At 68.2% G+C, this 25,803-nt stretch carries 17 protein-coding genes and 2 pseudogenes; 9 read left to right on the plus strand and 10 right to left on the minus strand.

The features are described from left to right. Positions 1-379: 379 nt before the first annotated feature. Positions 380-1,375: an LCP family protein gene (locus ACUZ2Y_RS04935; RefSeq protein WP_476327328.1), complete on the plus strand. Its 996-nt coding sequence runs from the start codon at positions 380-382 to the stop codon at positions 1,373-1,375. A 32-nt stretch (positions 1,376-1,407) separates the two neighbouring features. Further along, positions 1,408-1,983: an arsenate reductase/protein-tyrosine-phosphatase family protein gene (locus ACUZ2Y_RS04940; RefSeq protein WP_476327330.1), complete on the plus strand. Its 576-nt coding sequence runs from the start codon at positions 1,408-1,410 to the stop codon at positions 1,981-1,983. Between the two features lie 65 nt (positions 1,984-2,048). Here ACUZ2Y_RS04940 and ACUZ2Y_RS04945 read toward each other — a convergent pair. Continuing rightward, positions 2,049-2,126, minus strand: a pseudogene (locus ACUZ2Y_RS04945) (imine reductase family protein); the annotation flags it as partial. 109 nt (positions 2,127-2,235) lie between these two features. On the opposite strand from ACUZ2Y_RS04945, the gene ACUZ2Y_RS04950 reads away from it, so the two are divergent. After that, positions 2,236-2,409 carry a hypothetical protein gene (locus tag ACUZ2Y_RS04950; protein ID WP_476327332.1) on the plus strand — a complete coding sequence of 58 codons (174 nt, stop codon included), beginning with the start codon at positions 2,236-2,238 and terminating at the stop codon, positions 2,407-2,409. Positions 2,410-2,713: 304 nt separating this feature from the next. On the opposite strand, the gene ACUZ2Y_RS04955 is transcribed toward ACUZ2Y_RS04950, so the two are convergent. Beyond that, complete coding sequence (locus ACUZ2Y_RS04955) at positions 2,714-3,619, minus strand: ice-binding family protein (RefSeq protein ID WP_476327334.1); 906 nt, start codon at positions 3,617-3,619, stop codon at positions 2,714-2,716. 317 nt (positions 3,620-3,936) lie between these two features. On the opposite strand from ACUZ2Y_RS04955, the pseudogene ACUZ2Y_RS04960 reads away from it, so the two are divergent. From ACUZ2Y_RS04960 to ACUZ2Y_RS04970, 3 genes and pseudogenes are all read left to right on the plus strand, one after another. Then, positions 3,937-4,527, plus strand: a pseudogene (locus ACUZ2Y_RS04960) (amino acid permease); the annotation flags it as partial. Positions 4,528-4,902: 375 nt separating this feature from the next. Further along, on the plus strand, positions 4,903-5,562 hold the full coding sequence (locus ACUZ2Y_RS04965) for a hypothetical protein (protein WP_476327335.1): 660 nt from the start codon (positions 4,903-4,905) through the stop codon (positions 5,560-5,562). Between the two features lie 13 nt (positions 5,563-5,575). After that, the gene (locus ACUZ2Y_RS04970; RefSeq protein ID WP_476327336.1) at positions 5,576-6,415 is read left to right on the plus strand and encodes a hypothetical protein; all 840 of its coding nucleotides are present in this window, start codon (positions 5,576-5,578) and stop codon (positions 6,413-6,415) included. Positions 6,416-6,475: 60 nt separating this feature from the next. Here ACUZ2Y_RS04970 and ACUZ2Y_RS04975 read toward each other — a convergent pair whose 3' ends face one another. From ACUZ2Y_RS04975 to ACUZ2Y_RS04985, 3 genes are all read right to left on the minus strand, one after another. Next, positions 6,476-7,117 carry a transposase gene (locus tag ACUZ2Y_RS04975; RefSeq protein ID WP_476327338.1) on the minus strand — a complete coding sequence of 214 codons (642 nt, stop codon included), beginning with the start codon at positions 7,115-7,117 and terminating at the stop codon, positions 6,476-6,478. 62 nt (positions 7,118-7,179) lie between these two features. After that, positions 7,180-7,650: a helix-turn-helix domain-containing protein gene (locus tag ACUZ2Y_RS04980; RefSeq protein WP_476327340.1), complete on the minus strand. Its 471-nt coding sequence runs from the start codon at positions 7,648-7,650 to the stop codon at positions 7,180-7,182. A 457-nt stretch (positions 7,651-8,107) separates the two neighbouring features. Continuing rightward, on the minus strand, positions 8,108-16,540 hold the full coding sequence (locus ACUZ2Y_RS04985) for a SpvB/TcaC N-terminal domain-containing protein (RefSeq protein ID WP_476327342.1): 8,433 nt from the start codon (positions 16,538-16,540) through the stop codon (positions 8,108-8,110). A gap of 484 nt (positions 16,541-17,024) precedes the next feature. On the opposite strand from ACUZ2Y_RS04985, the gene ACUZ2Y_RS04990 reads away from it, so the two are divergent. Together ACUZ2Y_RS04990 and ACUZ2Y_RS04995 are read left to right on the plus strand one after the other, a co-directional pair. Further along, on the plus strand, positions 17,025-17,375 hold the full coding sequence (locus ACUZ2Y_RS04990) for an IS5 family transposase (protein WP_476327344.1): 351 nt from the start codon (positions 17,025-17,027) through the stop codon (positions 17,373-17,375). A 29-nt stretch (positions 17,376-17,404) separates the two neighbouring features. Further along, complete coding sequence (locus ACUZ2Y_RS04995) at positions 17,405-18,181, plus strand: IS3 family transposase (protein WP_476331607.1); 777 nt, start codon at positions 17,405-17,407, stop codon at positions 18,179-18,181. Positions 18,182-18,303: 122 nt separating this feature from the next. Here the strand turns inward: ACUZ2Y_RS04995 and ACUZ2Y_RS05000 are convergent, their stop codons facing one another. The 5 genes from ACUZ2Y_RS05000 to ACUZ2Y_RS05020 all read right to left on the minus strand — a co-directional run bounded on the left by ACUZ2Y_RS05000 (position 18,304) and on the right by ACUZ2Y_RS05020 (position 25,017). Next, on the minus strand, positions 18,304-19,263 hold the full coding sequence (locus ACUZ2Y_RS05000; protein ID WP_476327346.1) for a carbohydrate ABC transporter permease: 960 nt from the start codon (positions 19,261-19,263) through the stop codon (positions 18,304-18,306). A gap of 316 nt (positions 19,264-19,579) precedes the next feature. Then, a complete protein-coding gene (locus ACUZ2Y_RS05005) occupies positions 19,580-20,584 on the minus strand; it encodes an ABC transporter ATP-binding protein (RefSeq protein ID WP_476327348.1) in 1,005 nt (334 codons plus the stop codon). Beyond that, positions 20,581-21,825, minus strand: a complete 1,245-nt coding sequence (locus tag ACUZ2Y_RS05010) for an ABC transporter substrate-binding protein (RefSeq protein ID WP_476327350.1) — start codon at positions 21,823-21,825, stop codon at positions 20,581-20,583. Before ACUZ2Y_RS05010 ends, ACUZ2Y_RS05005 begins: the two co-directional genes overlap by 4 nt. After that, positions 21,822-22,598 carry a carbohydrate ABC transporter permease gene (locus ACUZ2Y_RS05015; protein WP_476327352.1) on the minus strand — a complete coding sequence of 259 codons (777 nt, stop codon included), beginning with the start codon at positions 22,596-22,598 and terminating at the stop codon, positions 21,822-21,824. Before ACUZ2Y_RS05015 ends, ACUZ2Y_RS05010 begins: the two co-directional genes overlap by 4 nt. Before the next feature lie 73 nt (positions 22,599-22,671). Then, positions 22,672-25,017 (minus strand): WD40/YVTN/BNR-like repeat-containing protein, encoded by a 2,346-nt coding sequence (locus ACUZ2Y_RS05020; protein ID WP_476327354.1) that lies wholly within the window; start codon positions 25,015-25,017, stop codon positions 22,672-22,674. Positions 25,018-25,186: 169 nt separating this feature from the next. On the opposite strand from ACUZ2Y_RS05020, the gene ACUZ2Y_RS05025 reads away from it, so the two are divergent. Next, complete coding sequence (locus tag ACUZ2Y_RS05025; protein WP_476327356.1) at positions 25,187-25,633, plus strand: hypothetical protein; 447 nt, start codon at positions 25,187-25,189, stop codon at positions 25,631-25,633. The last annotated feature ends 170 nt before the right edge of the window (positions 25,634-25,803 follow it).

Consider the following 25,803-nt stretch of genomic DNA (forward strand, 5'->3'; position numbering starts at 1 on the left):
GGACGTCCTCCAGCATCGGCGCGTCGTGGCGGCGGCCAAGACCACAAAAGTACACCACAGTACTTCTAAGGGTGTCGTCCAGGCCCCGTCGCCAAACGCTCGACGTCGACGGGCAGCCGGGCCCCAGCCCCGATAGGCGGCGTGCGGGAAGCAGGCAGCCGCACGGCAGGGGGCGCGGGTGAACCGGCGGAATCAGGTCATGCGGGTCGTCCCTTCTCGGCTTCGCCCCGCCGCGGCCCGCTCCGGAGCCCAACGGTTCACCCGTCCCGGAGACGGACCAGCAGAAGAGCCGTTCGGAGGCCTGATCATGGACACGGGCGCACGTGAGCAGGGACCCCAGTCGGCGCGCGTCCGCTCGACATGGCTTCGCGCATTCCGGATGGCGGTCGTGTTGGTTTCCGTGCTGGTCTGCGCCACCGCAGGCGGGCTCTATGTGCTGACCGAACGCCTGACCGGCAACGTGCAGCGGGTGCCGACCGTGTTCGGACCACTCGACCCGGAACAGCGTCCGCCCGTCCCGCCCGGACCGGCAAGCCAGGGCCTGACGTTCCTGATCGTGGGCAGCGACTCCCTCTCGGCCGAGCCGACGACGGGAACCGAGGCCGCCGAGCAGTCCTTCACGCCCGGCGCTCAACGCAGTGACGTGATCATGCTGGTGCGGTTGTCCCAGGACCGGACCACGGTCACCGTCGCGTCGATTCCCCGCGACAGCTGGGTTTCAGTCCCCGGGCACGGCATGGCGAAGATCAACGCCGCCTACTCCTGGGGCGGTCCGACCCTGATGGTGCAGACGGTCGAGGCGCTCACCCACGTCCGCGTCGACCACTTCGTGGCCGTCGACTTCCTGGGCTTCAAGTCGGTCGTCGACGCCGTCGGCGGCATCGACGTGGTCGTCGCCGAGCAGACCCGAGAGGGCGACGTGACCTTCCAGGCCGGGTCGAACCACCTCGACGGCAACACGGCGCTGGTTTACGTGCGACAGCGCTATGGCCTGCCGCGCGGCGACCTGGACCGCGTCCAGCGACAGCAAAACGCCCTGCGGGCCTTGATGGCGAAGATCTCGGCCGCGGGGACATTGAAGGATCCCCTCGGCCTTTACCGGCTGGTCGACTCCGTGACAAGGGCGGTCAGCATGGACGACACCCTCGACGACCAGACCCTGCGGACGCTGGCCATGAGCCTGCGCAACCAGTCCCCCGGCCGCGTCACGTTCCTCACCGCGCCGGTGACGAGGTTGGGGCGGGAGGGCGCCCAGTCGGTGGTGTACCTCGACCGCGCCCGCGGAGACAGCCTGTGGAGCGCGCTCGGCACCGACCGGATCGCCGAATATCTGCGGGGCGACCCCGAAAATGTGTTGGGCAGTGCCCCCAGATGAGGGTGGACGGCTCCCCTTTCCGGATTCTGTTCGTGTGCACCGCGAACATCTGCCGCTCACCGTTCGCCGAACTGCTCGCGCGGCACGCGCTCGCCATGCGTCTCCCCCCGCCCGACGCGACCCGCTTCGTGGTAAGCAGCGCGGGCACCCACGCCACGCCCGACGCCCCGATTCACCCGTTCACGCATGACGAATTGGTGCGGTGGGGAATGCGCGGCGCGGCCGGGCTGGATCACCTCGCGCAGCGACTCGACACAGCCGACGTGGAAGGCGCGGACCTCGTGCTCACCGCCGAGCGGACGCACCGCGCCCACGTCGTCTGGCAGTACCCCGGCGCACTGCCCAGAACGTTCTGCCTACGCGAGTTCAGCCGGCTGCTGACCCATGTGACGCCGACGGAGTCTTTCGACGACCCGGTTCACCATGCCCGAGCCACCGTCGCCGCGGCCCGCGGGCAACGCGGACTCCGCCCACCCGTCACCGCCGCCGAGGACGCCATACCCGACCCCGCAGGGCAACCCCACCAGGCCCACCGCCAGAGCACCACGTTGATCGGCGCCGCCGTACTGCACGTGCTCGACGTCGTGCTGGGCCAACGAGCTGGCTGAGATGCCCTGTCGCCACGCACGGCGGACGGCATTCCTGGGTTCACTCGCGGGGCACGGATACCGTCGATGATCCGGGTCCACCCCTCGGCGCCATGCCCGTCTTCGATCGCGCGGCGGTATTGAGCCTGCACGGCGCGCGGCAGCGCCGTGTGGGTCTGTCAAACGTTCGGCTCTGGAGCACTTTCGGTGGTGGTGCGGCGGAGTCCGCGGCTGGGGTGAGCTGGCGGCTTGTCATGATCATTTGTGGCTGAGATGGCGAAGTTCGTTGGTGTGGTGTTCTCGGGGCTTTCGGCGTTGTCGATCGAGGGCGTCGAGGATGCTGGCGATGTCATCGTGGTGCGGGCGTCGACCAGGGGAGACCCGGGTCTCCTGGCGGCTTTTGTGTCTCGTTCTGAAGGTGAGATTTGGATCGAGCGTAGCAACTGAATATCTTGATAGCGAATAATTGATAATATACACCGGCGATAGGTTGATCTGGGTGTGATTCGGACGAGCAGAAGAGATGGCTGCTGGTAGACCCGTTCGCCGACGTGTCGACCCGCCGCTCGGTCGTCGGCGTGATCATCGCCGGGACGGAAGACCAGGAGTCCTCTGTGGACACAGCCGTGCCTCGGTGAAGTCCCGGCGAAGGCCGGCATCAGCAGTGCGAACGCGGCGCGTACCCAAGCAGGGCGCGAAGAGGTTCATGACGAACTTCGCCGCGCTACTCGGGTCAGCGCCGAGATGCCGGTCAGACGCTCACTACCTCGATGAGCATGGGTGACGTGCTGCTGGTGAACTGGTTCACACCGATGTAGGTGGCGGTCATCGGGTGTAGCCCCGTGGCCAGGGCGGACGTGGTGAACACCGCGTGGCCGGTGCTGTCGAGGCTCACGACGGCGATCGGCACGCCCCAGTCGCTGAACACGACCATGCCGGTCGGCACGGCACTGCCGGTCGCCGCGGTGACCACGGCGGTGAAACTGACCGGCTGACCGAACGCGGCGGGATTGGCCGAGGAGGTCAGGCGGGTGGTCGTGGCGACGGGTTGCTGATTCTTGGCCGGAATAGTGATCTTGTTGGTGTCCAGGGTCACCGCGGCGGTGCGAGCCATGGTGCGGCCATCGACCAGCACGCCGGTGGTGACGGTGATCGAGGCGAGCGCCATCACGTTTCCGCGTAGGACCGAATAGGTGCCCAGGGTCGCGGAACTACCGACCACCCAGAAGACCTCGGCAGAACGGGCGCCGTTGACGAGAACCACTTCGCTTGCCGAAGCGGTGATGAGAGTGGAGGCGGCCTTGAAGATGAACACGGCGTTCGGGTCACCCTGGGCGTCCAAGGTCAACGTGCCCGTGATCCCGAACGTCCCGGCGGGCGAGTCATACACACCAGGAGTTTTGGTCGTCCCGCCCAGTTCCACCGGCACAGTGGCCGTGGTCGGCCGGCTCGCGGCATTGCTGTAAGCGGCGTCCAAGTCATTTTTGGCCTGCGCCGCCACGCCGTCGGCGGCGTGAATGGTCCCGTTCACCACACCAGGCGGAAATCCGGTCACCGAGGTGCCGGGGCTCAGTCCCAGATCCCCGGTGATCACCGTGGCACCGGTGTTGGTGATCGTCGAACCGGCGAGTACCGCGAAATCAGCGGCGGTGCCCAACGGGACCGTCTGAGTGGCCGCACTGGCGACAGGCGGTCCAATCACGCCGATCAGGACCGCCGTCAGAAACAGGGTCAGGACAGCCGAAAGCTTCGATCGAGCAGAGACGGAGGGGCGAATAACGATCATGACAGTTCCTTCTGAATATGTTGATTTGAAGATCAAGCATGCGCACGGAACGTAAGTTCGTACTCACTCAACGTAACACGATCGGTGACCCACTTGCCCGAAAATCGGAAACAGGCACCGAAAGTGTCCTTGACGTGCGGTACCGCAAATTAGGACGAAGTCGTCGATGCGGCGTCCGAGTTCGTCGGGTGTTCGGGCTCGCGGAGATGTCCTCCGCCCTGCCCGTCGCGGGCGCGGGCTACGGCTTCGCGCGGCGGGCGCTCGGCCCGCTCGGCGGGTTCGCCACCGGTGTGGCCATCCTGATCGAGTACTCGATCGCCCCGGCCGCGATCGCGGTGTTCATCGGCGGCTACGTCGAGACACTCGGACTGTTCGGGCTGACCAACAGCTGGCCGGTCTACCTGGCCTGCTACCTGATCTTCATCGGCATCCACCTGCGCGGGGTCGGCGAGGCGCTGCGGGTGATGTTCGCGATCACCGCGGTGGCGGTCGTGGCGCTGGTGGCCTTCGTGGTCGGCATGGTGCCGAAGTTCGACGCCGGGAAGCTGCTCGACATCCCCGCGACCGACGCGTTCGGCGCCAGCGCGTTCCTGCCGTTCGGCGTCACCGGCGTGCTCGCGGCGCTCGTCTACGGAATCTGGTTCTTCCTCGCCGTGGAAGGGGTTCCGCTCGCCGCGGAGGAGGCACGCGACCCGAAGCGGGACATGCCGCGCGGCATCATCGCCGCGATGGGCGCGCTGACCGTGTTCGCCGCGCTGACCCTGCTGGTACCTCGTGGCACCACGCGCAACCATGTCGGCTCAGCGCGGCATCAATGTGGCTCAGGGCAGGTTTCGTCCGAGTGGTGTGGTGACAGATCGTCACCAAAGACGACTTTCCGTGTTCATGGCATCGCGAGGTCTCACCTGAGTGGCCTAGCGAATTCGCCCTATTCGGCATTTCAGCACACGAAATAGGTCGCATTTGGAACAATTGCCGGTCGTTGTGTCGAAAATTGCCGATGGTTGCTCATGAAATCATTTCAATACCGAGCCACTCTTTCGGGTAATCGTGGCTTTTGCATGTTGCCGCCACGGGCCCCGCAAGTAGCATCTGATTGCTCATGCGAATCCGTTCGCCTTGCATTGATCACCGGCATGGAAAGTGGGCGAATCGTGACGAATATCGGAAACGATGGCGAATCATTGACCGTGGTGGCGTCGGTGGCGTCGGTCCGACACACCGCCGCTGTACAGGAGGTGAACCGCAAGCAGATCGACAACGTGCTGCTGCTCGCGGTGCTCGCCGCCGGTGCGAAGTACAACATCGGGACCCAGAGCGACGACTGGTTCCGCACGTTCGACGACACGATCCAGACCGGCGCGGAGTGGATCGTCCAGGCGGGATCGTGGAAACGCGTGACCCGGACCAGTGGCACGTTCGACCTGACACAACTCCTTCCCAACGGCACTGCGGACACCGAAAAGGCGCTGGTCGCCCTGCGTGCGGACTACTACCCGCAGCGGGGTGCCCTGCGGTTCGGCGCGGTGGCGAGCACGGACGTCGCCGTGCTCTGCGCGGTGTCGGACGTGACGGCGCGGCCAGGCGTGTTGTCCGTCGTGCTGGGCACGGTCGCCTTCCAGTTCAAGTCCGACCTGCCCGTGGACGACCCGCTCGCGTCCCGCCCCTGGGCCGACGTGGCGGACGCGCTCCTGCGGGTGTCGAAGTACTCCATCGACACCACCACGGCGGGGTACGACGGGATCCAGAAGCGGATCAGCGAGGTGCTCGGCGACCGCGTGCAGAAATACCTCTACAGCACACCGATCAAGTGAAACGAGGAGAACGATGATCACCAAGGAAAAGCACTTCGTACCCACGGATCAGGTCGACCTGCCCATTCCCGAGCAGCGGGACCGTGCGGTGAACTTCCTGGAGAACCTGCGAATCGACAGCCTCGACACTCAAAGACACCCAGGCCCGCCCGTGGTCTTCCTGCCCACCGGCGACACCTTCGGGACCTCCAAGGTGGCCCCGGCGAACGGCAATTCGGCAGGCCAGGACACCATCGTCAGCCCCAACGCGATGAGCGACGCCAACTACACGGCCATCATGCGCACGAAGCTGCTGGCGCAGATGGGCGCCCGCACCGCCTTCGACGTCAACCGGGACACCGACCAGTACTACCAGAAGTACGTCGAGATCCTCGGCTACTGCGGCTGGGTGCAGAACTACAGCCAGTGGCGGCAGTACAACGTCAGCAGTTCCAGTCTGGAAGTCAGCAAGGTGCTGGTCGACCTGCTGACGGTTCTGCTGACCGGCCCGGAACTGGCCCTGCTCGACACCGCGCTGAGTGTGCTGAAGTCCGGCTACTCGTCCAATGAGCAGATCCGCCTGCTCGGAAAGGACCACGCCGCGGACAAGGAGGTCAACTTCGACCTCGGCGTCGTCGGCACGGACAACCACGGCTGGCCGACCTTCAAGCCGGTCTTCTTCGCGATCTCGGCCGAGTCCAACGTCGTGAACATCCTGTTCACGACCCTGAAGACCGCCAACACGAGCATCTTCTACGCGACGTCGGACCAGACCCTCGACATGTCGCACTACGCGTCGGTCAAGGCTGTCGTCGAAGCCAAGACGGAGGAAGCGGCGAAGAAGTACATCGAGAACCTGCCCATCGCCGACTGAGTCCGGTGGGAGGCCGCGGTGGCCCGACTCGCCCCCGACGGGTCGGGCCACCCAAGGTCGTCAATCCTCCTGGGCCCTACTGCCCCAGGCGACCACGTTGAGGACCAAAGAGCCCAGGATCGCCAGGCCCGCGACGATGCTCACCACCACGTGGGCCTGGGCGTCGTCGAGCGCGACATCGGTATAGTCGGCGACGGCATCAACGACGCCCCCGCCCTCGCCCAGGCCGATGTGGGGCCGGCCATCGGGAGGGTCAGTGCGGAGAGTTCGATCTCGGCGATGTTGAGCCAGGACCCGTGTTTGGGGGTGTGGTGGATCTCCAGGCGCTGGGCGAGGGCGAAGGCCTCCTCGGGTGTGAAGGCCTCGTAGAGCGAGGCGATGGGCGTGGGTGTTGAGGTTGTCCATGACCAGCACCACGGTCTCGGCGTCGGGGTAGTCGACGGTCAGTAGTTGTTTGACCTGCCCGGCCCAGTCGATCTTGGTTCGCTGGGCCAGGGCGTGCACGCGGCGCCACCCGCGCAGGGGCTCGGTCCACACGAAGATCGAGCAGGTGCCGCACCGGACGTATTCGCTGTCCTGACAGGCATCGCGGCCGGGCCGGGCCGGGAGCGGGTCGCGGACGTGACCGAGCAACTGGAAGGGTTTCTCGTCCATGCACACGACCGGGCGGGCGGGGTCATACGGTCGGGCGTAGACCGCCACCACGTCCTCCATGCGGGCCGCGAACTCCGCGTTCGCGCGTGGCGGGATGTTCCAGCATTTCCTCAGATGAGGGCGCAGTTCCGTTTTTTTAAGACCCGGCCGATGGTGGAGTGGTCCAGGTTCGGGATGTCCTCGGTGAGTTCGACGTGCTTTTCCAGCAGCCGCAACGACCACCGGGCATGCCCCGCCGGCGGCTGCGAGCACGCCAGGGCGATCAGCCGGGCCTCCACCTCACCGGTCACCGGGGACGGCACCGGCGGAAGGTCACGCTTCTTACGCGAGATCGTGGCAAGGACATCGCCGCCGGTCTCGGCGAACCGCTTGGCCACCAGTCGCAGCATCTCACCCGAGACCCCGAGCCGGGCCGCGATCACCTCCTTCGGATCGACCTCACCCACCGAGGTGTCCAACGCCAGCAGCACCCGAGCCCGCCGGATCGACGACGCCGACCGCACACCCGTCACGGTCAACCGAAACAGCTCTTCACGATCCCGCGCGGTCAACATGACCGGCCGCTTCAACTCCGAACGCACGACAACCATCCCCGTCCGGCAGGAGAAGGACCTGCCGGACACCAGCCTCCCAGCCACACGCACCACAACTAAGCAGCGACACACTACTAGCCATCCGCATGCCGGCGCTTGCGCGGATGTAGGCGTCGCGCCGCCAATAGACCCAGAAACTGACGTGCCCACGCTGTGCGCCTGCCAGGCCCTCGTCACCCGATGCGCAGGTGGTCACGTAGCCAAACCCTCACGGTCCGGTGGGCGATGGCGCCCGTGTGAGCGCCGATGAACATACTGGTCTCCCGTACGACGGTCAGAAAATCGTTGCGGTGCACGGGATTGGTGAGATGTGCGGGGATACCCGGCCGGAAGTCGTAGCGGTCGTGGGCCGCTGTCCGGAAGGTTCGGAGCGCCTCTGTTCCCGCGAACGGTGCCGCGATGACGCAGACCGAGGGAACCGGCCCGTGCCGATTCCCTCGGTCTGTCACGGCTCGTTCCGCCTCCGCATCACCTCGGCGATGATCTCGACGTGGTTCACCGCCCACACGGCCTCGGCGGCCTCTTTGTTGAACGGGATCAACGGGTGTTGCAGCACGCCGCTGCCCTCGCCATAGCTGACCAGTTTGGTCAGGCCGAACGCCGAACGCTCGCCGTAGCGGATCACGTAGCCCTCATGCAGGCGGTGCTCACCTGCGATCGTGTAGTTCACCGTGATGTCGGTGTACCTGCTCCGATCGGGCGACGGGACCGTGAACGAGCGGACGTAGTCGTTGTACAGCGCGTCGTTGCGCGTGCCGCCCGGCGTGGCTGGCCGATCCTTCCAGGTCGGCACCGGGTTGTTGTGGAACGCTTGGCCGACCAGGTCGGCGGCCTCGCCGAACGGGATCGGGGTGAGCGTGACCGTCTTGTAAGTGTGGTCGCTGCTGATCACGTCGTAGATCGGGCCGACCTCGAAGCCCTGTGCCCTGGTGTTGTTCGGGATCGACACGCTGGGCACGCCCCGGTCGCGCGGGGTGAGCACGATCCGGTCGCCGACCACTGTTGAACCGCCCTGGCCGAACGGGCCGCGCTGCCCCATCGTCGGCGGCGTCGTCCTGATCGTCTGCCTACCGTCCGGGTCGGTGTACTTGACCGGGTTGTTCTTGGCGTAGGTGTACAGGCCGAGGGTGGACGGCTGGTAGACCCCGCCGCCGGGAGCACCGTCGAGGTAGCTGCCCAGGATCGGATCCGGGCTCTGCCAGAGCTGGGTGCGCGGGTTGTAGTAGCGGGCGCCGTAGTAGTAGAGCCCGGTCTCCTCGTCCAGCTCCTTCGAGCCGTACTGGTACGGCACCGCGGTCGGCTGCGCGGGGTGCTCGTTGACCCAGGTCTCACCGAAGGCGAAGTACTCCAGGTGCTCGGTGAGGTTCGCGTGCTCGTCGGTCACGTAACCGGACGAGCCGAGGTGATCGGTGTGGAAGTAGAAGTGGTGGTTCTCGTAGGTCCCGTCGGGCTTGACCGTCTTCGTCGCGATCCTGGTGTCGCCGACGAAGACGTGCTTGAACCCAGTCCCGTTGCGCTCGCTGTAGCCGCGGTTCGGGTAGATGTGCTGCGGACCCGCGTTCTTGACCACCCGATTGCCGTCGGCGTCGTACACGTACCGCACTGTCGCGGGCTGCTTGGGGCTCACGCACGTGCTCGGGTCCTGCGCGACCGTCGTGTTCCGGGCGTGGTCCTGGTTGCAGGCGAGCCGGTTCTCCTCGTCCCACACCAGCTGCCTGCGCTTGCCCGGCGCGGGCGGCAGCGTGTTGACCGTGTCGACCAGGTTGCCGTTGGCGTCGTAGCGCTGGTTCACCGGGCCGACCGCGTTCGGCGCGTGCGGTTTCCCGCTGCCATAGCCGTAGGCGTAGTCATAGGTGGTCTGCTTCTGCTCCTGTGCGTTCTCGGCTGGCGCGTTCATGGTGAAGGCGACCGGCTCGATCACCGGCTCCGTGCCGGACGTGCTCTCCCCGCTGGTCGCTCCGCCCGGCTCCTCGATCGGGCCGAGCGGCGGGAGCAGCGTCGAGTCGACCGGCTGCTGCTCCTCGACCGGCTGCTCCTCGACCGGCGCGGGCTGCGGCGAGTCCGGGTCCACCACGATGTCGTGGCGCTGGCTCTTGGCCGTGACGTTGTTGATGGAGTCGTAGCCGAGGTTCATCGAGTACCGGTCGAGCTTGTTCTCCTTGTTGCGGTACTCCCCCGCCGCCGAGGTGAGCCGGTACAAGTCGTCGTAGCCGAACGTCTGCGTGCTAGGCCCGCCGATCGGCTTGCCGTGCGGCAGCGCAACGGTGTTGGTCAGCGACGTCACGTTGCCGACGTTGTCGTAGGAGTAGGCGATGTCCTGGAAGCGGTGCCCGTCCGGCAGCGCTGACTTCAGGGTGGCGAGTTGGCGGTCGGCAGGGTCGTAGGCGTACGTGGTGCGCACGCCGGTCCCGGTTTCCTGCAGCAGCCGCTGGCCGAACTTGTCATAGTCGAGCCGAGCAAGGTAGGTGTAGTCGAACGTGCCCTTGTGGCCGGTGGCGCGGTTGACCTGGCCGCCGCTGTCGTAGTCGTAGGTGAGCACCTCGCCGTCCGGATAGGTCATCCGCAGCACCCGGTTGAAGGCGTCGTGCTGGTACTGGGTGGTGTACGTCCTGGCCGGGGTGACCAGCGCGGTGACCGTGCGGGTCTCGCGGGTCGTCTCGCCGAGCGGGCCGTACGCGCGGGTGACGGTGCCTGCCGCGTCGCGCACCTGCACGACCCGGTCGGCCGTGTTGTCCGCCGCGCCGGGCGCGCCGTAGGTGTAGGTGACGTTGTTGCCGGGAAAGACCGGGTAGCGGACCCCGGAGATCCGGTTGAACTGGTAGTCGTACTCGACGGCCCTGTTCGCCGCCCGCAAGGTCGCGGTGATCTTGGCGATGGTGTTGCCTGCCAGGTCGTACCTGGTCTCGGTGCGACCGGAATCCGGACTGTCCACAATGGTGCGGCGGCCTGCGTTGTCGTACTCCGCCCTAGTGACGTTGTTCTTGTCGTCGGTGACGGCGGTGAGCTGGCCGAGCGGGTCGTAGCCGTAGCTGGTCCAGATCAGCGGCTGCCCGCCTGCCGGGTTGAACTCCTTCACCGACGTGGTCAGCTTGCGCACATCGGTGTAGGTGCGCCGCTGCTTGCTGTTGGCGTCGGTGGCCAACGTCTCGAACCTGGCGGTCCCGGACCGGTCCTGACCGAACCCGTAGGCCAGCGTGGACACCGTCTCGTCCGGCAGCTCCGAGCGCACGGTTCGGTCCAGCACGTCATAGGTCAGCCTGCTCGGGCGAACCGGATCGATGGCCGGGTTGAACGAGGTGTTCGCCGCGCCCTTCGGCTCGGTCACCGGGAAGGACTGCTCGATGACCCTGCCCAGGAAGTCGTAGCGGGCGTGACCGGACACCGTCATCACCGCGGCGGGCTCGGCGCCCGCGGTCTCGGCGACCGACGCGTCCTGTTTGGTCTGCACCGATCGCAGCAACCCGTCGACGAACTGAACCGTGTCGATGGTGTCGTCGCGCACGCCGGTCGCGGTCCGGTCGAGGTGCCTGGTGACGGCATACGGTTTCGCGGCTTCGGGGTGGTACTCGAAGTCGATCGTCGGCTTGCCGCCGCCGATCTCGTACGGCCCGGTCACCGAGTCCACTCTGCCGACACTGTCGTAGGACACCAGCAGTTCCTGGTTGTTCTCGTCGACGGTGCGGTTCGGCAGCCCGTACTTGATGTTGTGCGTCGAACCGGAGGTATAGCCGAAGCTGTCCACGACGGACTCGACGTGCACGCCGACCGCGGTGTCGTAGCCGTACTCCATCCGGTACCGCTGACCGGTCTTGTTGGCGGGCCCGGTCACGACGCGCAGGTTGCCGTTGGCGAAGTAGTCCAGGTCTGTCACCGCGACCGCGCCGCCTGCGAGGTGCTCCCGCACTGACCGGACCTCGCCGGTCCCGCAGTCCACATCGGACTCCCGGTGCCGCGACGTCGTCTGCGGCGTGGCACCGCCCTTGCGCATGGTGTTGGCCACCCCGACGATGTGTCGGTCCCGACACGCCTGGGTGGACGAGGTGTACCCGAAGGTCGCCGTGACGTCGTCGGCACTGCCCGCGTCGGCGGCGTCGAACGACCGTGTCAGGTTGCCGTACTGGTCGTAGGCCATCTCGGCGTGGGTCGACTTGCCCGGGCTGGGCTGCCCCTCGTAGAAGTGTTTGTCCTTCCTGGACAGCAGCGGGAACACCGATGCCGTCGTGCCGGCCGGGTCGGCCGCGCTGTCGGTCGCGGTGTCGCGCAGCGCGTAGGTGTTGACCTCCTCGACGAACGGCCTGCCCGCCGCGTCGGTGGTGAGCGTCCTGGACAGCAGACCGCGCGCGTAGTAGCTGTCGGTGCGGTAATCGCTGGTCAGGGACCGGTACAGAGCGTCGCCCGCGCCCGCGTCGCGGTGCTCGGCGACGACCCGGCCGTAGCCGTAGAACTCCCGCTCCAGCCGGTCATAGCGGCCCCGCTCGTAGCGGTAGGTGGCCAGCTGCACGTCCTGCCCGTCACCGGGGTGCCCGTCGAACACGGTCGAGCGTGACAGCACCCAGCGCGACTCCGGCTGGTCAGTGGTGTTGCCCGACCTGGCGTAGTCGAGGTCGATCCGGGCGCCGAGCGGACGGCCGACGGTGCGCAGCAGGTTGGTGCGACCGGTGCGGTTGCCGGCGACGACCAACTCATTGTCCCTGGTGGAGCGGACGTGGTCGACGTAACCGTCGCCGTTGACGTCGCGCAGCGCCACCTCGGTGCGGCCGATGCCCTTCGACACGTCGGCTCCAGGGTTGAAGACGATGCAACCGAAGAGGAAACAGAATCCGAAGGTGAAATACACGCCACCGCCAAGGGTGGAGTTCTTGTCCTTCGAGATGTCGCCGAGGCTGCCTCGGAACTGGGTCGGCGCGGCGAAGCCGGTGCCGGTGTTGATCGCCACCCCGACCGGGGCGCCGCCGTTGGTGAACACCCGGTCCTGCAGGCCGTCGCCGTTCATGTCCAGCAGGGTCGCGTCGGTCACCGACGTGCCCAGCGCGGCCGAGACACCGCCTGCGAAGCCGTAGTAGTCGGTGTTGAAGCCGAGGTTGACGCCGCCGTTCTCGGTCTTGCCCGCGTTGACCGGGCCACCAGGCCACGCCTCGCGCGCGGCGAACGAATAGCCCAGGTTCAGTGCGGCGTCGCCGTTCTCGTACACCTTGTCCGGCAGGCCGTCCCCGTTGATGTCGATCAGGTCGTGGGCTGCGTCGGAGTCGCCGCCGCCGAGGTTGCCGCCGACGCCGAGCGCGGGCATCTCCACGCCGGACTTGGCTGTGTTCGCGTTCTTGGCCCCGGACGGCGCGTCCACGCCGCGGGCGGTGCCGCTGGTTCTGGCCGGGCTGCCCGCGTTGGCGGAAACGCTGTAGGCCAGCGAGTCCGACTCGCGCACCGGGCCGCCGAGACTGCCCCTGGTGGAGCCGAGCCCGCCGACCATGTCGGAGTACTGGATCCCGCCGGAGCCGACGACGTCGGGGAACCGGTCGCCGTTGAGGTCGAGGAAGTCGACCTGCCCGACGGTGCGGCCCTTGGCGACGCTGCCGCCGAGGACGCTGACCCCGAACGTCGTGGAGATCTGCTGGGTGCGTCCGCGTCGGGACACCGAGGTCGCGCCCGCGAAGTCGGCGTCGGTCACCACGTCGATGCTGTCCAGGCCGAGCCGGGAGCTTGCCGAGGAGTCGGCGGCGACCCAGGTGTTGTCGTCGGCCCCGGACCAGCGGCCCTGCGCCGGGAGCGGTGCGAACACCACGATCCTCGGCTGGGTGACCGACGGGTTCGCGGTGAAGCCGGGCAGGTCGGCCTCGGTCGGCGCGCCAGGCAACTGGTCGCGGTAGCTCTCGTCGATCACCAGCTCGCTCTGCACGATGGGCGTCGTCGCGCGATCGCGGTTGCCCTGGTAGCCGATGGCGCCCCAGCCCCGGTACGGCTGGGCGAACGCGCCCTGTTCGGCGGAGGCGTGCAGCGCGCTCGGGACCGGGGTGACGGTGGCGCCGTCGTGGCTCACGGTCACGGACTGGCCGCTCAGCTTGCCGAGCAGTGTGGTGTCGGTGGTGGCGAAGTCGAAGAACAGCTCGTCGCCGTCGGTGACGGCGACGGCGAGCGGCTCAGCAGCCGGGATGTGGCCGTCGACGATGTCGATCACCTGCTTGGCCAGCAGGGAGCCCCGTTTCTTGACGGTGAACACGACCTTGGTGTCCGGGGTCTGCCCGGCGAAGTCGAACGCCAGGCTCGGCGTGACGGTGAGGTGGCCGCTCTGCGTCGCGAGGTGGGACCCCTGCGGCGCGCCCAACGTGGTCGCCGGGTACATGTCCAGGTCGTACGGCGGGTTGACGACCAGGGCCGGGTCGCCGTTGTCGTCGACTACGGAGTCGACGCCGGTCGCCGACGTGTAGTGCGCGCGCGGCACCCAGCTCAAGGCGCCCGCGTCGATCGGCGAGTCGACCCGCAGCCGCCAGGACAGGATGTCGTTCGCGGTGACCGGGATGTCCAGGTCGACCGGCGCGGTGCCTGCCGAGCCGCGGGCGAGGGTGTGCGAGTACACGTCGGTTCCGTTGCGGGTGACCACGACCGTGACGTCGTCGGTGGTCGGCCCGGTCTTGGTCACGTCGCCGGAAAGGTGCATGACGCCGGTGAGCGGCGCGGTGACCAGCGACGGGCGGCCGCCGAGGGTGAAGTCCCGCGAGGCGAGGTAAGTGTCAGTGCTCAGCCCGTTGACGTCGGTGCCGGACGGGACGCCGACGTAGCTGACTTTCGGGTCCCAGGACACCGTGTCGTACTGACCGTCCAGAATGGACTGGACGCGGAAGTACAGCGCCTCACCCTTGCGCACGGCGATGGAGCTGACCCCGCTCGGCGCGAACTCGATGTGGTCGTCCGGTCCGATCCGCTGCGCCCACAGCTCGGTGTCGCGGTGCTGCACCGCGACCCGAACGCCGTCGGCGGCGCGGTACGCGGCCCGCTCCGGGCTGGTGTCCTGCACCAGACTGACCCTGCCGTCCACCCGCACTGTGCCGTCGTACGGCGCGACCCACCTGCGGACGCTGTCCAGCAATGGGAACGCGTTCACCTGGCGCTCGAACTCAGCGGTCTGGTCCCCGACGATGGTGCCGGATGCGACGCCGGTCCCGACCGGGACGCCGGTGTCGTTGCTGTTCGCCGAATATGCGGGTTGGCCGTTCGCGTCCAGGTGGCCGAACAGGACGCCGCCGTTGTTCACCAGGTCGGTGATGCCGTCGCCGTTGACGTCGGCGAAATAGCGGCCCGATGTCGTGGTCGTGGAGACGTGGTCGATTTGTGCCGCGACGCCGAAGTAGGACTCGATGCCGACCGTGCCGGATCGGGTCCGCTCGGAGGAGATCCCTGGCAGGTTGGTCAGCCGGATCGGGGTGTCGCCGAACCGGGTCTGCCCGTTCGGGCCGGACAGGTTGGGGCGGTAGAACACGCCGCCGCCGGTACGGAACACCTTATCCGGCAGGTTGTCGCCGTTGACGTCGGCGAGCGCGAGCAGCCCGTCGGAGGAGCCGGAACTGTAGCCGACCTTGACGCCTGCCGAGTTCGACTTGCGCGGCGCCGTCGGGTTGTAGCCGACGTACAGGTGCCCACCCGCGCCCTTCGACGTGGTCGCCGACACCGCGCCCGCTTCGCCGTCGCGCACGCCGCCGCCGAGGCCGTCGTCCGGGATCGCCCAGCCGCCGGCGGTGTCGAAGGCGTCGTAGTTGCCAGTGGAATCCCGGATGTCGTCGTAGTAGTCGAAGGTGTGCGTGGTGAACGGCTGGTTGTCCTCGCCGAACTGGGTCACCGACGCGAGCAGCGTCTTGGCGAACGCCCCGGTGCGGTAGTTCAGCTCGTAGGCGCGGATCAACTGGTCGTCCAGCTTGACCTCGACGCGGCGCAGCAGGTCCGCGGTGACCCGCTTGAACCCGGCTCTGGCGTCGATCTGCACGTCGGCGCGGCGTGGTTCGCCGCGCTCGCGGTCCCGGACGAAGGTGACCGAGTAGCGACCGTCGGTGTCGCCGTGCCCGGTGTAGGTGATCCGTGCCGGGTACAGGTTGCTCCCGGGGACCGAACCGTTCACGACGCCACCGTCGGCCACGCGGACGTTGTCGTAGCGCACGAAGTTGTCGTGGGTGTCGCGGGTCTCCCGCATCGCCCAGGTGGCGATGTTGCCAACCCCGTCGGTCAACGTGGCGTCCTGGCCACCGCCGTAGGTTGTCCGGACGCCCTGCTTGTCGGTGACCTCCCACCAGTAGTTGGCCGGGCTGTCGCCGTGCCGGACTATCCGCTCGAAGCGACCTTCCACCCTGGTGTGGAACACCTTCTCGGCAGTGCGTGCCTGGAGTTCGGAGCGGTGCGCGACCGGAGTCAACTGCTCGCCGTTGAGCAGGTAGGTCTCGGTCTCCAGACCGGCGTGGTAGCGCGGGACGCCCCAACGGGTGTCCAGGGTGATCGCCGGTGCGGGTAGATCCCAGCCGACGCCGGTCCAGCCGTTCCCCCCGGACGAGCTGTACCGCACGGACAGCTGCGGCTGCATGCCCGCACGACCGGGCGGGGTCTCCAACGGGTAGGACAACTTGGCATCACCCATGTTGTTGGCCGACGGGGCGCCGATCAGGTTGACACCCGATCCCGGCGTAGCCGCCTTGATGCCCTTGAGCTGGTTGGGGTTGAACGACGCACCTTCGGGATGGTCCGGCACGCTCACGGCGTCCGCACCGTCGCCGGAGGCGATGGACGCGCCCAGGTCTGGTGGCGTGAGGCTGCCCGCAACGACGGCCAGGATCACCCCGAGCACGACGCTGGAGCGGCGGACGCTCAACTGGCGACGGCGAGACTGGCCTCGGACGGACATCTTCGTCCCCCTCGTTCGCGGAACCTTCCCGAGCGACGTCGACACCGTGATCACGGCCGTTACCGTGACCGAGATCACACATAACCGGGTTGACACTCACCAGAAACCGACCCTTTTCGGTATCCACCAGCGCACCTTCGTCGCATCCGACCATGTGGCACGACAGCGCGCCGGAATGCGCTTTCACTCGTCTGGCTCAGCAGCCGATTCACGTCCCAAGCCGACGGCCATCGACCCTGCCGTCGCCCACTGGTCCAGATGGACTTGTAGAACCACCTCGGATGCCACTCGGCAGGCCTCGCCGACTCACTCTCGGGCGGCTAGTTCGGCGAGGGCGTCGGTGGAGCGACGGATCGTCTCCCGCTGAGCGGCGAGTCGGTGTGCCTCGCGAAGGGGGATGTCGACGTGGACGGAGATCTCCGTTGCCCCAGCACGACGTCCGGGACTAGGGCGTGTCCGCCGGAGCATCTGATCAAATACTGGTGTGGCGCGTGGTGATCTGACAGATGCGGAATGGGCGATCTTGGAGCCGTTGCTGCCGGCGGTGAGCCAAAGCCGGGGCGGGCGTTGGGGAGATCGACGTCGGGTGATCAACGGGATTTTGTGGCGGATGCGCACTGGTGCGCCCTGGCGGGACGTGCCGGAACGGTATGGGCCGTGGAAGACCTGTTATGAACGGTATCGGCGGTGGGCTGCGGATGGCACATGGGCGCAGCTCAAGCAGCAGGTCATCGGGCGTGCCGAAGTCGACGAGGAGATCGATTGGGACGCCCAGGTCGACTCCACGATCGTGCGGGCTCATCAGCACGCCGCAGGTGCCCGTAAAGGGGGCTGAGTGCCGAGGAATCGCGGGCAGCGCAAGGACTGGGCCGGTCTCGGGGTGGTCTCACGTCCAAGATCCACACTATCACCGATGGTCGGGGAAGATCACTGGCGACCCGGGTCACACCAGGTCAAGCCGCTGACGTGACCCAGCTGGTGCCGCTGCTGGAGCAGATCGCGGTGCGCCGGCCTGGTGGTGTTGGTCGGCCTCGGCAGCGACCGGACTCGCTGACCGGGGACAAAGCCTATGGCAGCAAGGCCAATCGGGCAGCGTTGCGCCTGCGGAAGATGGAGGTCTCTCGCTCCGGATTCTACGAATGGAGAAACCGTCCGGCATCCGCGACAGCGGAAAGGCGCGAGGAACTGGCACTGTTCGTCGCCAAGCCCTTCGACGACTCCGATGGCACCTACGGGTATCGGCGGGTCCACGCCGATCTCGCCGCCTGGGGCGTGCCATGCGGGCCCGAACTCGTCCGGTCCGTCATGCGTGAGCTGGGCCTGGAGCCCTGCCAGCCCAAGCCCTGGCGGTTCAGCCTCACCGAGTACGACGGGCAAGAGCACCACATCCCGGACCTTCTCGAGCGGGACTTCACCGCCGACGCCCCCGGCGTGAAAATGGTGGGCGACATAACCTACATCGAAACGTGGGAAGGTTGGGTCGATCTGGCGACCGTCATCGACTGCCACACCAAGGCCGTCGTGGGCTGGGCGATGGAGATGATCCGGTCTCCGGCGACCTTGCGGGCGATCCGAAAGGTCCCGTCATCGCCCCTGGTGATGTCTTGGCCCACCACGGTCGCCAGCAACCGCATCGCCTGACCGGCCCGTTCATCGAGGCGCTCCAGGCCACCAGCAACGCTATAGCCGATGAGCAGGTCTTACAGCCAGTCGCCGGTCACCGTTGGCCCACGCGTCCCACAGGTCCACTCTAGAGGCCATGATCAGGCGCGGGTTCGCTGACGGGCGGCGAGACGCGCGGCGAGCCACAGCGGGAGTGCCGCCGCGATGCCGGTGAGCACGAGCAGGGTGACCGACAGCGTGCTCGCATAGCCGAGTTCGCCGTACTCGAACGCCCGGCGGTAGATCAGCAGCGGTGCGGTGAGGGTCGCGTTCGCCGGGCCGCCGTCGGTCACAAGCATCGCGGGCACGAACGCGTTCTGCACCACGACGACCATGTCGCGGACCGCGAGGACCAGGACGATGGGCGCCATGAGCGGCAGGGTCACCCGGGTCATCGCGAACCAGGCGGAACCGCCTTCGACTTCGATGGCCTCGTAGAGCCTGTTGGGGATAGCCGCCCGCGCGGCCAGAGCGACGATGAACGCCTCCCCCACCTGGAAGGCCATGACCAGCACCAGCCCTACGCGCGCGCCCCACGGTGTCGTGAGAAAACCCGGATCCGGCACGCCGAGTGCGCCGAGGACAGCGGGCAGCGGGCCGTAGAGCGGGTTGAGGATCCACAGCCACAGCAACGCCCATGCCGCGTCCGGGATCGCGGACGGCAGGTAGGCGGCGGCCCGGCCGATAGCCGTCCGCGCGCCACGAGGCCGAGCCAGCAGTAGCGCCGCGCCGACCGCGAGGAACAGCCGCAGCGGTACGACGATCATGGCGATGACCGCGCTGACGCCGACGGCGTCCCAGAACGCGCGGTCGCCCGCCAGGCGGACGAAGTTGTCGGCGCCGGTGAACTCTGGTGCCCGAAAGCCGAAGTAGTCGGTGAAGGCGAGGGCGGCGGCCAGGGCGAGAGGGACGAGGACGAGGAGGAGCGAGCCGAGGAGGTAGGGGATGCCGAGGGGCCATCGCCGGATGGCCGCGACCACGCCGCGGACGCGGGACAAGGTGCTCGGGGCGGTGCCCGTGCCCGCCTCCGGCCCGACGACGGTCTCCACATGCCGCTTCACCGGCGCGCGCCGGTTCGGCGTGGGTGGCGGGCGGGTGTGTCGTGGTCGAACCCGGCATTCGAGTCGGTGCCGTGGTCGGCGCGCTTCGGTGAGAAGAAGTGGGGTGACCCGCCACCGGCTCGATTCTGGGACGCGCGTAGGCGTCGAGAAGGCGAGTCGAGTTCGATGCCGTGATCCGCGCACATCCGTAAGAGGGCGTGGGGTGGACCGCCGCCGGCTCGACACCGTGGCAGGCGCGGGCGATGAATGATGCCATGATCGACACGCATCGGTGAGGTGGCGTGGGGTGAGCCATCTCCGGTTCGATGCCTGCCGATCATCGGCGTTCGCCCGTCGTGGCGTCGAAGTGGTGTTCGTCCTCCGGGCGCCAAGCCACCGTGACTCGGTCCCCGACGGTCGGGGCGTCGGCCCACGGCAGGCGGGCGAGCAGGGCGGTGTTCGCGTCGTCTGGCAGCACTCGCACGAGGCATTCCTCCCCCGCGGGTTCCACCTCGACCACCGACCCCGCGCGACCGCTTGCCTCGATCCCGCACACCAGCACCCGCTCGGGCCGCAGCCCCACTACCGTCTCCTTTCCGACTGGCAGGAGGTTCATCGGCAGCGGGCCGAAGATGCGGGCCACCGCCATCGTCGCGGGGCGGGCGTAGACCTCGGCGGGGGTGTCGCACTGGAGGACGCGCCCGGCGTCCATGACGGCGACTCGGTCGCCCATCGCCATGGCTTCGACCTGGTCGTGGGTGACGTGCACCATCGGCACGCCCAGCGACCGCTGCACCGTCCGGATCTCGCCGCGCATTCGCAGTCGGAGCTCCGCGTCCACTGACGCCAGGGGTTCGTCGAGCAGGCACACCGCGGGCGCGCGGATCATGACCCGGGCGAGCGCCACCCGCTGCCGCTCCCCACCGCTGAGCTCGCCCGGCATCCGGCCCAGGAGATGGTCGACGGCGAGAGTCCCGGCCACCTCTCGGACGCGGGCCTCGACGGCGCGGCGGGCGGAACCGCGGGCGCGTTCACCGATGCCGATGTTCGCGGCCACGCTCAGGTGAGGGAACAGCGCCGCCTCCTGGAACACCATCGCGACATCCCGTCGGCCGGCGGGCACGCCGGTCACATCTCGGTCGCCGATCAGGATCCGACCGGTGTCGAGCGGCTGCAGGCCGGCGACGGCGCGCAGGAGGGTCGACTTGCCCGACCCCGACGGCCCGACGATGACGAGGAGCTCGCCGTCCCTGGCCTCGAGGTCGATCCCGTCGATGGCTGTCACCCGCGTCCCGCCACGGGCGCGGAAAACCTTGTGGGCGCCGAGGATCCGCAGGCTCATCGGCGCCGCAAGAGTGGGTCGGCCTGCTTCTGGATCTCGGCGAGGACCTCGTCGAGCGGGACCCCGTCCTCGAAGGCCCGCTGCAGCTGGGTGCCGATCACGTCCTCGACCTCCGGCCACGACGGTGTCACCGGCGTGTGCCGCAGGTGCGGGATGGCGTCGAGGAACACCTGCGACGACGCGGGCGGCCGGGCCGGACTGAGGAACGCGGGCGAGGCCGCGACCGAGCGCAGCGACGGCACCGTGCGCCCGCCCAGTGCGGTGACGGTCTGGCCCTGTCGGCCCACGGCGTACGCGATGAACTTCGCTGCCGCCTTGGTGTTCTTCGACGTGCTCGCCACGCAGTAGGCGTCGGAGTGCAGCACCGACGCGGGTGCGCCCATCACCGGCAGGGCGGCGACGTCGAAGTCGAGGCCACGCTGCTCCCGCAGCGCGGGCACCTCGACCCGCGAGCTCAGGAACATCGCCACTTTCCCGGTCATGAACTGCTCTTCGAGACCCTGCGCGGCGAGTTGGTCCTTGGTGGGTGTGGCGCCGGTGGCGATGAGGTCGACGACGGCTCGCAGCGCCGCCCGGGCGGCGGGCTCGTGCAGGGTGGTGCGGGTCGGGGCCTTCTCGTCGTCGACGATGGCGCCGCCGTTGCTCCAGATGAACGGCGCCATCCGGGTGATCGACGGGTCGATGCCGACACCCTTCACCCCGCCGGTCGTCAACGCCTGGGCCGTGCGCACGAACTCGTCCCAAGTCCAGCCCACCGCGGGCGGGGCGATGCCTGCCTGCTTGAACAACGCCCGGTTCCAATAGACGACAAGGGACGAGATGTTTTGCGGCATGCACTGCAGCGCGTCCTGATAGGTGAACGCGCGCAGTGGCTGCTCGTAATAGTCCGAAGTGGAGACACCCTCCTGCTCGAGCAGCGGGCCCACGGGCCGCACGGCTCCGCGCTGCACGAACGGGGAGTAATCCCGGTAGTTGATGAGGAAGACGTCCGGCGCGTCCCCTGACGCGAAGGCGGTCGAGAGGCGGGTGAGGTGGTCCTTGCGGCCGACCGTCACCAGTTCGACCTCACCACCGCCCGCGTCCTTGTAGGCGGAGACCAAGCTGCGGTAGACGGCCGCCTCCTCCGGGTCGGCCCTGACCTGGAGTTTGATCGGAGCGACATCGCTTCCGGCCGGTTCCGCGGCGCAGCAGGCCACGGCGACCAGCACCGTCAGCACCGCGACCAGCCTCCGGGCGCTCATGAGCGTTCCACCGCGGAGAAGAACGACCGCTGGCCGATGGCGAACGCGAGCAGCGCGGGGGCGGTCACGATGACCGCGCCGGCGAGGTAGATCGGGTACAGAGCAGCCTCCATCTCGCTGAGACTTCGCAGACCCAGTGCCACCGGCCAGTTTCCCGGCGACGACACCAGGGTCAGCGGATCCATGAACGTCGACCAATAGTACAAAGTGGACAGTGCGGCGACGGCCACCGCCGCCGGACGGCCCAGCGGCAGCGCGACCCGACGCCACACGGCGTAAGGGCTCAGCCCTTCGAGCGTGGCCGCCTCTAGCAGCGACACGGGGATGCGCGAGTACGCGAGCGCGAAAAGCAGCACATAGAAAGGTGTCGTGCCCGCGAGCGCGAGCAAGGCCACGGTGAGCGGCGTGTCCGCGAGGCCGACACCGCGCAGTAGGACGACCCGCGGCACCCAGAGCGCGGCGGCGGGCACGAGCAGCATGAACACCGACACGCCGATGAGCCCGCGCCGGAGCCTGCCGTGGGCGGTCACGATCGCGAGCCCGGCCATCGAGGTGACGACCACGGTGAGCGGGACGGCGACGACGACGAGCAGCAGGGAGTTCAGCAGCAGCCGGGCGAGCGGCAGGAACCGCGGCACGGCCAGGTAGTTCGACCACTCGGCGGGGCTGGGCCACAGGTCGAGTCCGTCAGGCGGCGGCTGCAGCGGGCGCTGCAGCGAACCCAGCACCATGACGACCATCGGCGCGAGGAACACCACGCACAGCGCGGTCACCCCGACAGCCCACCAAGTGGTGGTCCGCCGGGGTGACCGGGTCTCGCGCTGTCTACTCAGGACTCAACCGGCCTCAGGAAGCGTCGGCGAGCGAGGTCGTCCAGATGCTGCGACCGTAGGTCGCCGCGTAGAGCGTCTCGCTGCCCGCGGGCAGGTCGATGTCGTTGACCGGAACGAGCGGCAGGTTCGCCCCGACCTTGACCCACGTCCGACCGAGGTTGGTCGTGCGGAAGACACCCACGTCGGTTGCGATGAAGAGCCAGCTCTTCTTCGACGGGTGCCGGATGACGTCGTTGATCGGCGCCTGCGGGACGCGCTTGCCCGCGATGTCGGCCCAGGTCCGGCCGCCGTCGGTGGTCATGACGAGGTGCGGGTACGGGTCGCCGGAGCGCCAGCCGGAGAAGCTGGCCCACGCCACCTTCGGGTCCTGCGGGTCGACGGTCACCCGGGTGACCCAGCGGCCCGGGAACACCGGGCTGGTGATCTTCTCCCAGGTCACCTGGTCGGGGGCGGCCATCGCGTTGCGGCTGACCCACATCAGGCCGCTGTCGGTGCCCGCGTAAACGAGGTTCGGGTCGGCCGTCGTCGTGCCGAGCGCGGTGACGGTGCCGAAGCCGGGAGCCCGGGGCTCAGTGCCCTCGGTCAGGTCCGGGCTGATCCGCTGCCACACGCGCTGGCCCGCGTCGGTGTTGATCCGGCTGACGAACTCGCTCGCGCCGAACATGACGCGCGAGTCGGCGCCGAATTCGAGCGGTGCCACCCAGTTCTTGCGTGCGCCGGGGATCGTCATGACGAACCCGACGCCGTCGACGAAGCCGCGGCAGCCGCCGTTCTGGAAGCAGCCGTAGTACTTGCGGTCGTTCGTCGGGTCGATGCGGTTCATCATCCCGTCGCCCCCGACGAAGTTGAACCAGTCGCCGTTGACCGTGTTGTCCGCCGCCCAGGACTTCAGCGAGCCGTTGTCCTGGGAGCCGGCGTTGAGCCGCTTGCCGTCCTGGACCGAGACGTCCATCGCGTAGAACTGGGTCACCGGCAGGTGCGGGGTCTTGGACCACAGGCCGCGCGCGGCGCCGTTCTGCGTCGAGCGGTAGAAGCCGCCGTCGTTGCCGAGGAACACCGTGCCCGGGGTGAACGGGTCCCATTCGAGGCCGTGCTGGTCGGCGTGCGGGGTCTGCGACGTCGTCCAGGTGAGGCCGCCGTCGAGGCTCTCGGCGAGGCTGACGCCCGCGACGAAGACGTGCCGCGGGTCGGTCGGGTCGACGTAGACGCGGCCGAACCACCAGGCGAACCCGCCGCTGATGCTCTGCAGGGTGCCGCCGGAGGTGGGGCCGACCGGGACCCAGGTGGCGCCGGCGTCGGTGCTGGTGAAGAAGCCGTTGAAGTTGCCGCCTGCCGTGCTCGAAATGAGGTAGGCACGGTTGGGGTCGCTGTCGCTGAAGTCGACGCCCATGCGGCCGACGTAGGTCGCGGTCACCGGCTGGCCCACGATGTCGACGCTCTGCGGCAGCGGCGCCTGGTGGACGTTCGCCCAGGTGCGGCCGCCGTCGGTGGAGCGGTAGACGTAGGAGTTCTTGCCGTAGATGCGCGACTTCTCGTCACGGATCTTGTCCCACGTCGTGGCGAGCATGATGTCGGGGTTCGACTTGTTGATCGTCACGTCGATCGCGCCGGTGGAGGCGCTGCCCGGGACGATGACGCGGGTCCAGGTGGCCCCGCCGTTCTCGGTCATGAACAGGCCGCGGGTCGGCGCGGTGTCGTGCAGCGCGCCCATGACGGCGACGAACACTCGGTTGTCGTCGCGGGGGTCGATGACGATCTGGCCGACCGTGTCGCCGTCCTTCAGGCCCATGTTGGCCCACGTGGCGCCATCGTCGGTCGACTTGTAGACGCCCTTGCCGTAGTACGACGAGCCGCCGCCGTGGTCGGGCTCGCCGGTGCCCGCCCAGACGGTTCCCTTGGAGTCGACCGCGACCGCGCCCATCGACTGGGGCAGCAGGTCGTCCCACGCGGTCGTGAACGTCGCGCCGCCGTCGGCCGTGCGCCAGAGGCCGCCGGTGCCGGTGGCGATGTAGGCGACGTCCTTGGTGGTGGGGTCGGCGGCGATGTCACGGATGCGGCCGCCGATGTTGCTCGGTCCGAGCCCCGTCCACACCTGGGCGGTGCTCGGCGAGCCCATGCTCGCCTCGCCCATCTGCTTGGACTGCGCGATCGCCTCGTTGACGGCGGAGTCCGGGATGGAGCCGTCGGCGTTGGCGCGTTGGAGGTACATCCACTCCTCGGCGCCGACCGGGTCGGCCGTGACGGTTTGTGCCTGCTCCGGGCTCTCGGACCGGGGGACCGAGACGGCACTGGCGCCCAACAGCGCCGTGAGGGCCGTCGCGGCCAAGATCGGGACGTGGATTTTTCTGCGTAAGGCCACGCATGCCTCCAGGGTCAAGTCGGGCGCGCCCTTGCGCCCACTCCGCCGTGCCGATCACCGCTTCCGCGGCTTCTGGCCGCGGAGGTGTGTGGCGTGGCGGAGGTCACCGTACACCGAGAAGGTCGGATGATAGGCTCGCGATTTGCGAGTTTTGCCTAGAGTGGCCGCCATGATCGAAGGTGGCATGCGCGCTCTGGCACTGATGTGGACGGTGGCGGTCGTCGCGGCCGGGTGCTCGGCTGGGTCCGAAGGTGACGCGGGCTGTCCGGCCCCGACCCCGGCTCCCCCGGCGCAGACCGCTCTCATGCCCGCCGGGCTGTCCTTCGAGCGGGTCGGCACAGTCACGCACGTCGTGAGCACGCGGGGGCACGTGACGGTGCGGGCGGTCACGACCAAGCCCATCGACGAGGTCACCGTGCTGATCCAGGACGCGGTGACCGCCGCGGGCTACCGACCGGCGGGGATGGACAACGAGGGGTTCGAGGCGGAGGTCTTCTTCACCTCCGGCTCGTACGCGGCGGGCCAGGCGCTGGTGCGGCGCGGCGACTGCGAGGGCCGGTGGGACATCGACCTCGTCCTCATCGACCCCGACGCCACGCCCCCGCCGACGGCGTAGTGGTTCCTCCGAGGCGCAGCAGCACGGAGACCTAATTAGTCGACCGGTTGGACCGGCCAATCCGCGTGCGCGCTACAGGCCTCTTTGCGCCTGACCGACGAAGCCTCCGCCGAGCACATTGGCGTAGGTTCGCGATCGCACTATGGTCTAAACCATAGTTCCGGCGAAGG

It is taken from the genome of Actinokineospora sp. UV203 (assembly GCF_056323665.1).

Bases quoted from the DNA above. Each gene is read 5' to 3' on its own strand.
- ACUZ2Y_RS04935 (WP_476327328.1), top strand. From the start codon at position 380: ATGGCGGTCGTGTTGGTTTCCGTGCTGGTCTGCGCCACCGCAGGCGGG.
- ACUZ2Y_RS04950 (WP_476327332.1), top strand. From the start codon at position 2,236: ATGGCGAAGTTCGTTGGTGTGGTGTTCTCGGGGCTTTCGGCGTTGTCG.
- ACUZ2Y_RS04970 (WP_476327336.1), top strand. From the start codon at position 5,576: ATGATCACCAAGGAAAAGCACTTCGTACCCACGGATCAGGTCGACCTG.
- ACUZ2Y_RS04985 (WP_476327342.1), bottom strand. From the start codon at position 16,540: ATGTCCGTCCGAGGCCAGTCTCGCCGTCGCCAGTTGAGCGTCCGCCGC.
- ACUZ2Y_RS05005 (WP_476327348.1), bottom strand. From the start codon at position 20,584: ATGAGCCTGCGGATCCTCGGCGCCCACAAGGTTTTCCGCGCCCGTGGC.
- ACUZ2Y_RS05010 (WP_476327350.1), bottom strand. From the start codon at position 21,825: ATGAGCGCCCGGAGGCTGGTCGCGGTGCTGACGGTGCTGGTCGCCGTG.
- ACUZ2Y_RS05025 (WP_476327356.1), top strand. From the start codon at position 25,187: ATGATCGAAGGTGGCATGCGCGCTCTGGCACTGATGTGGACGGTGGCG.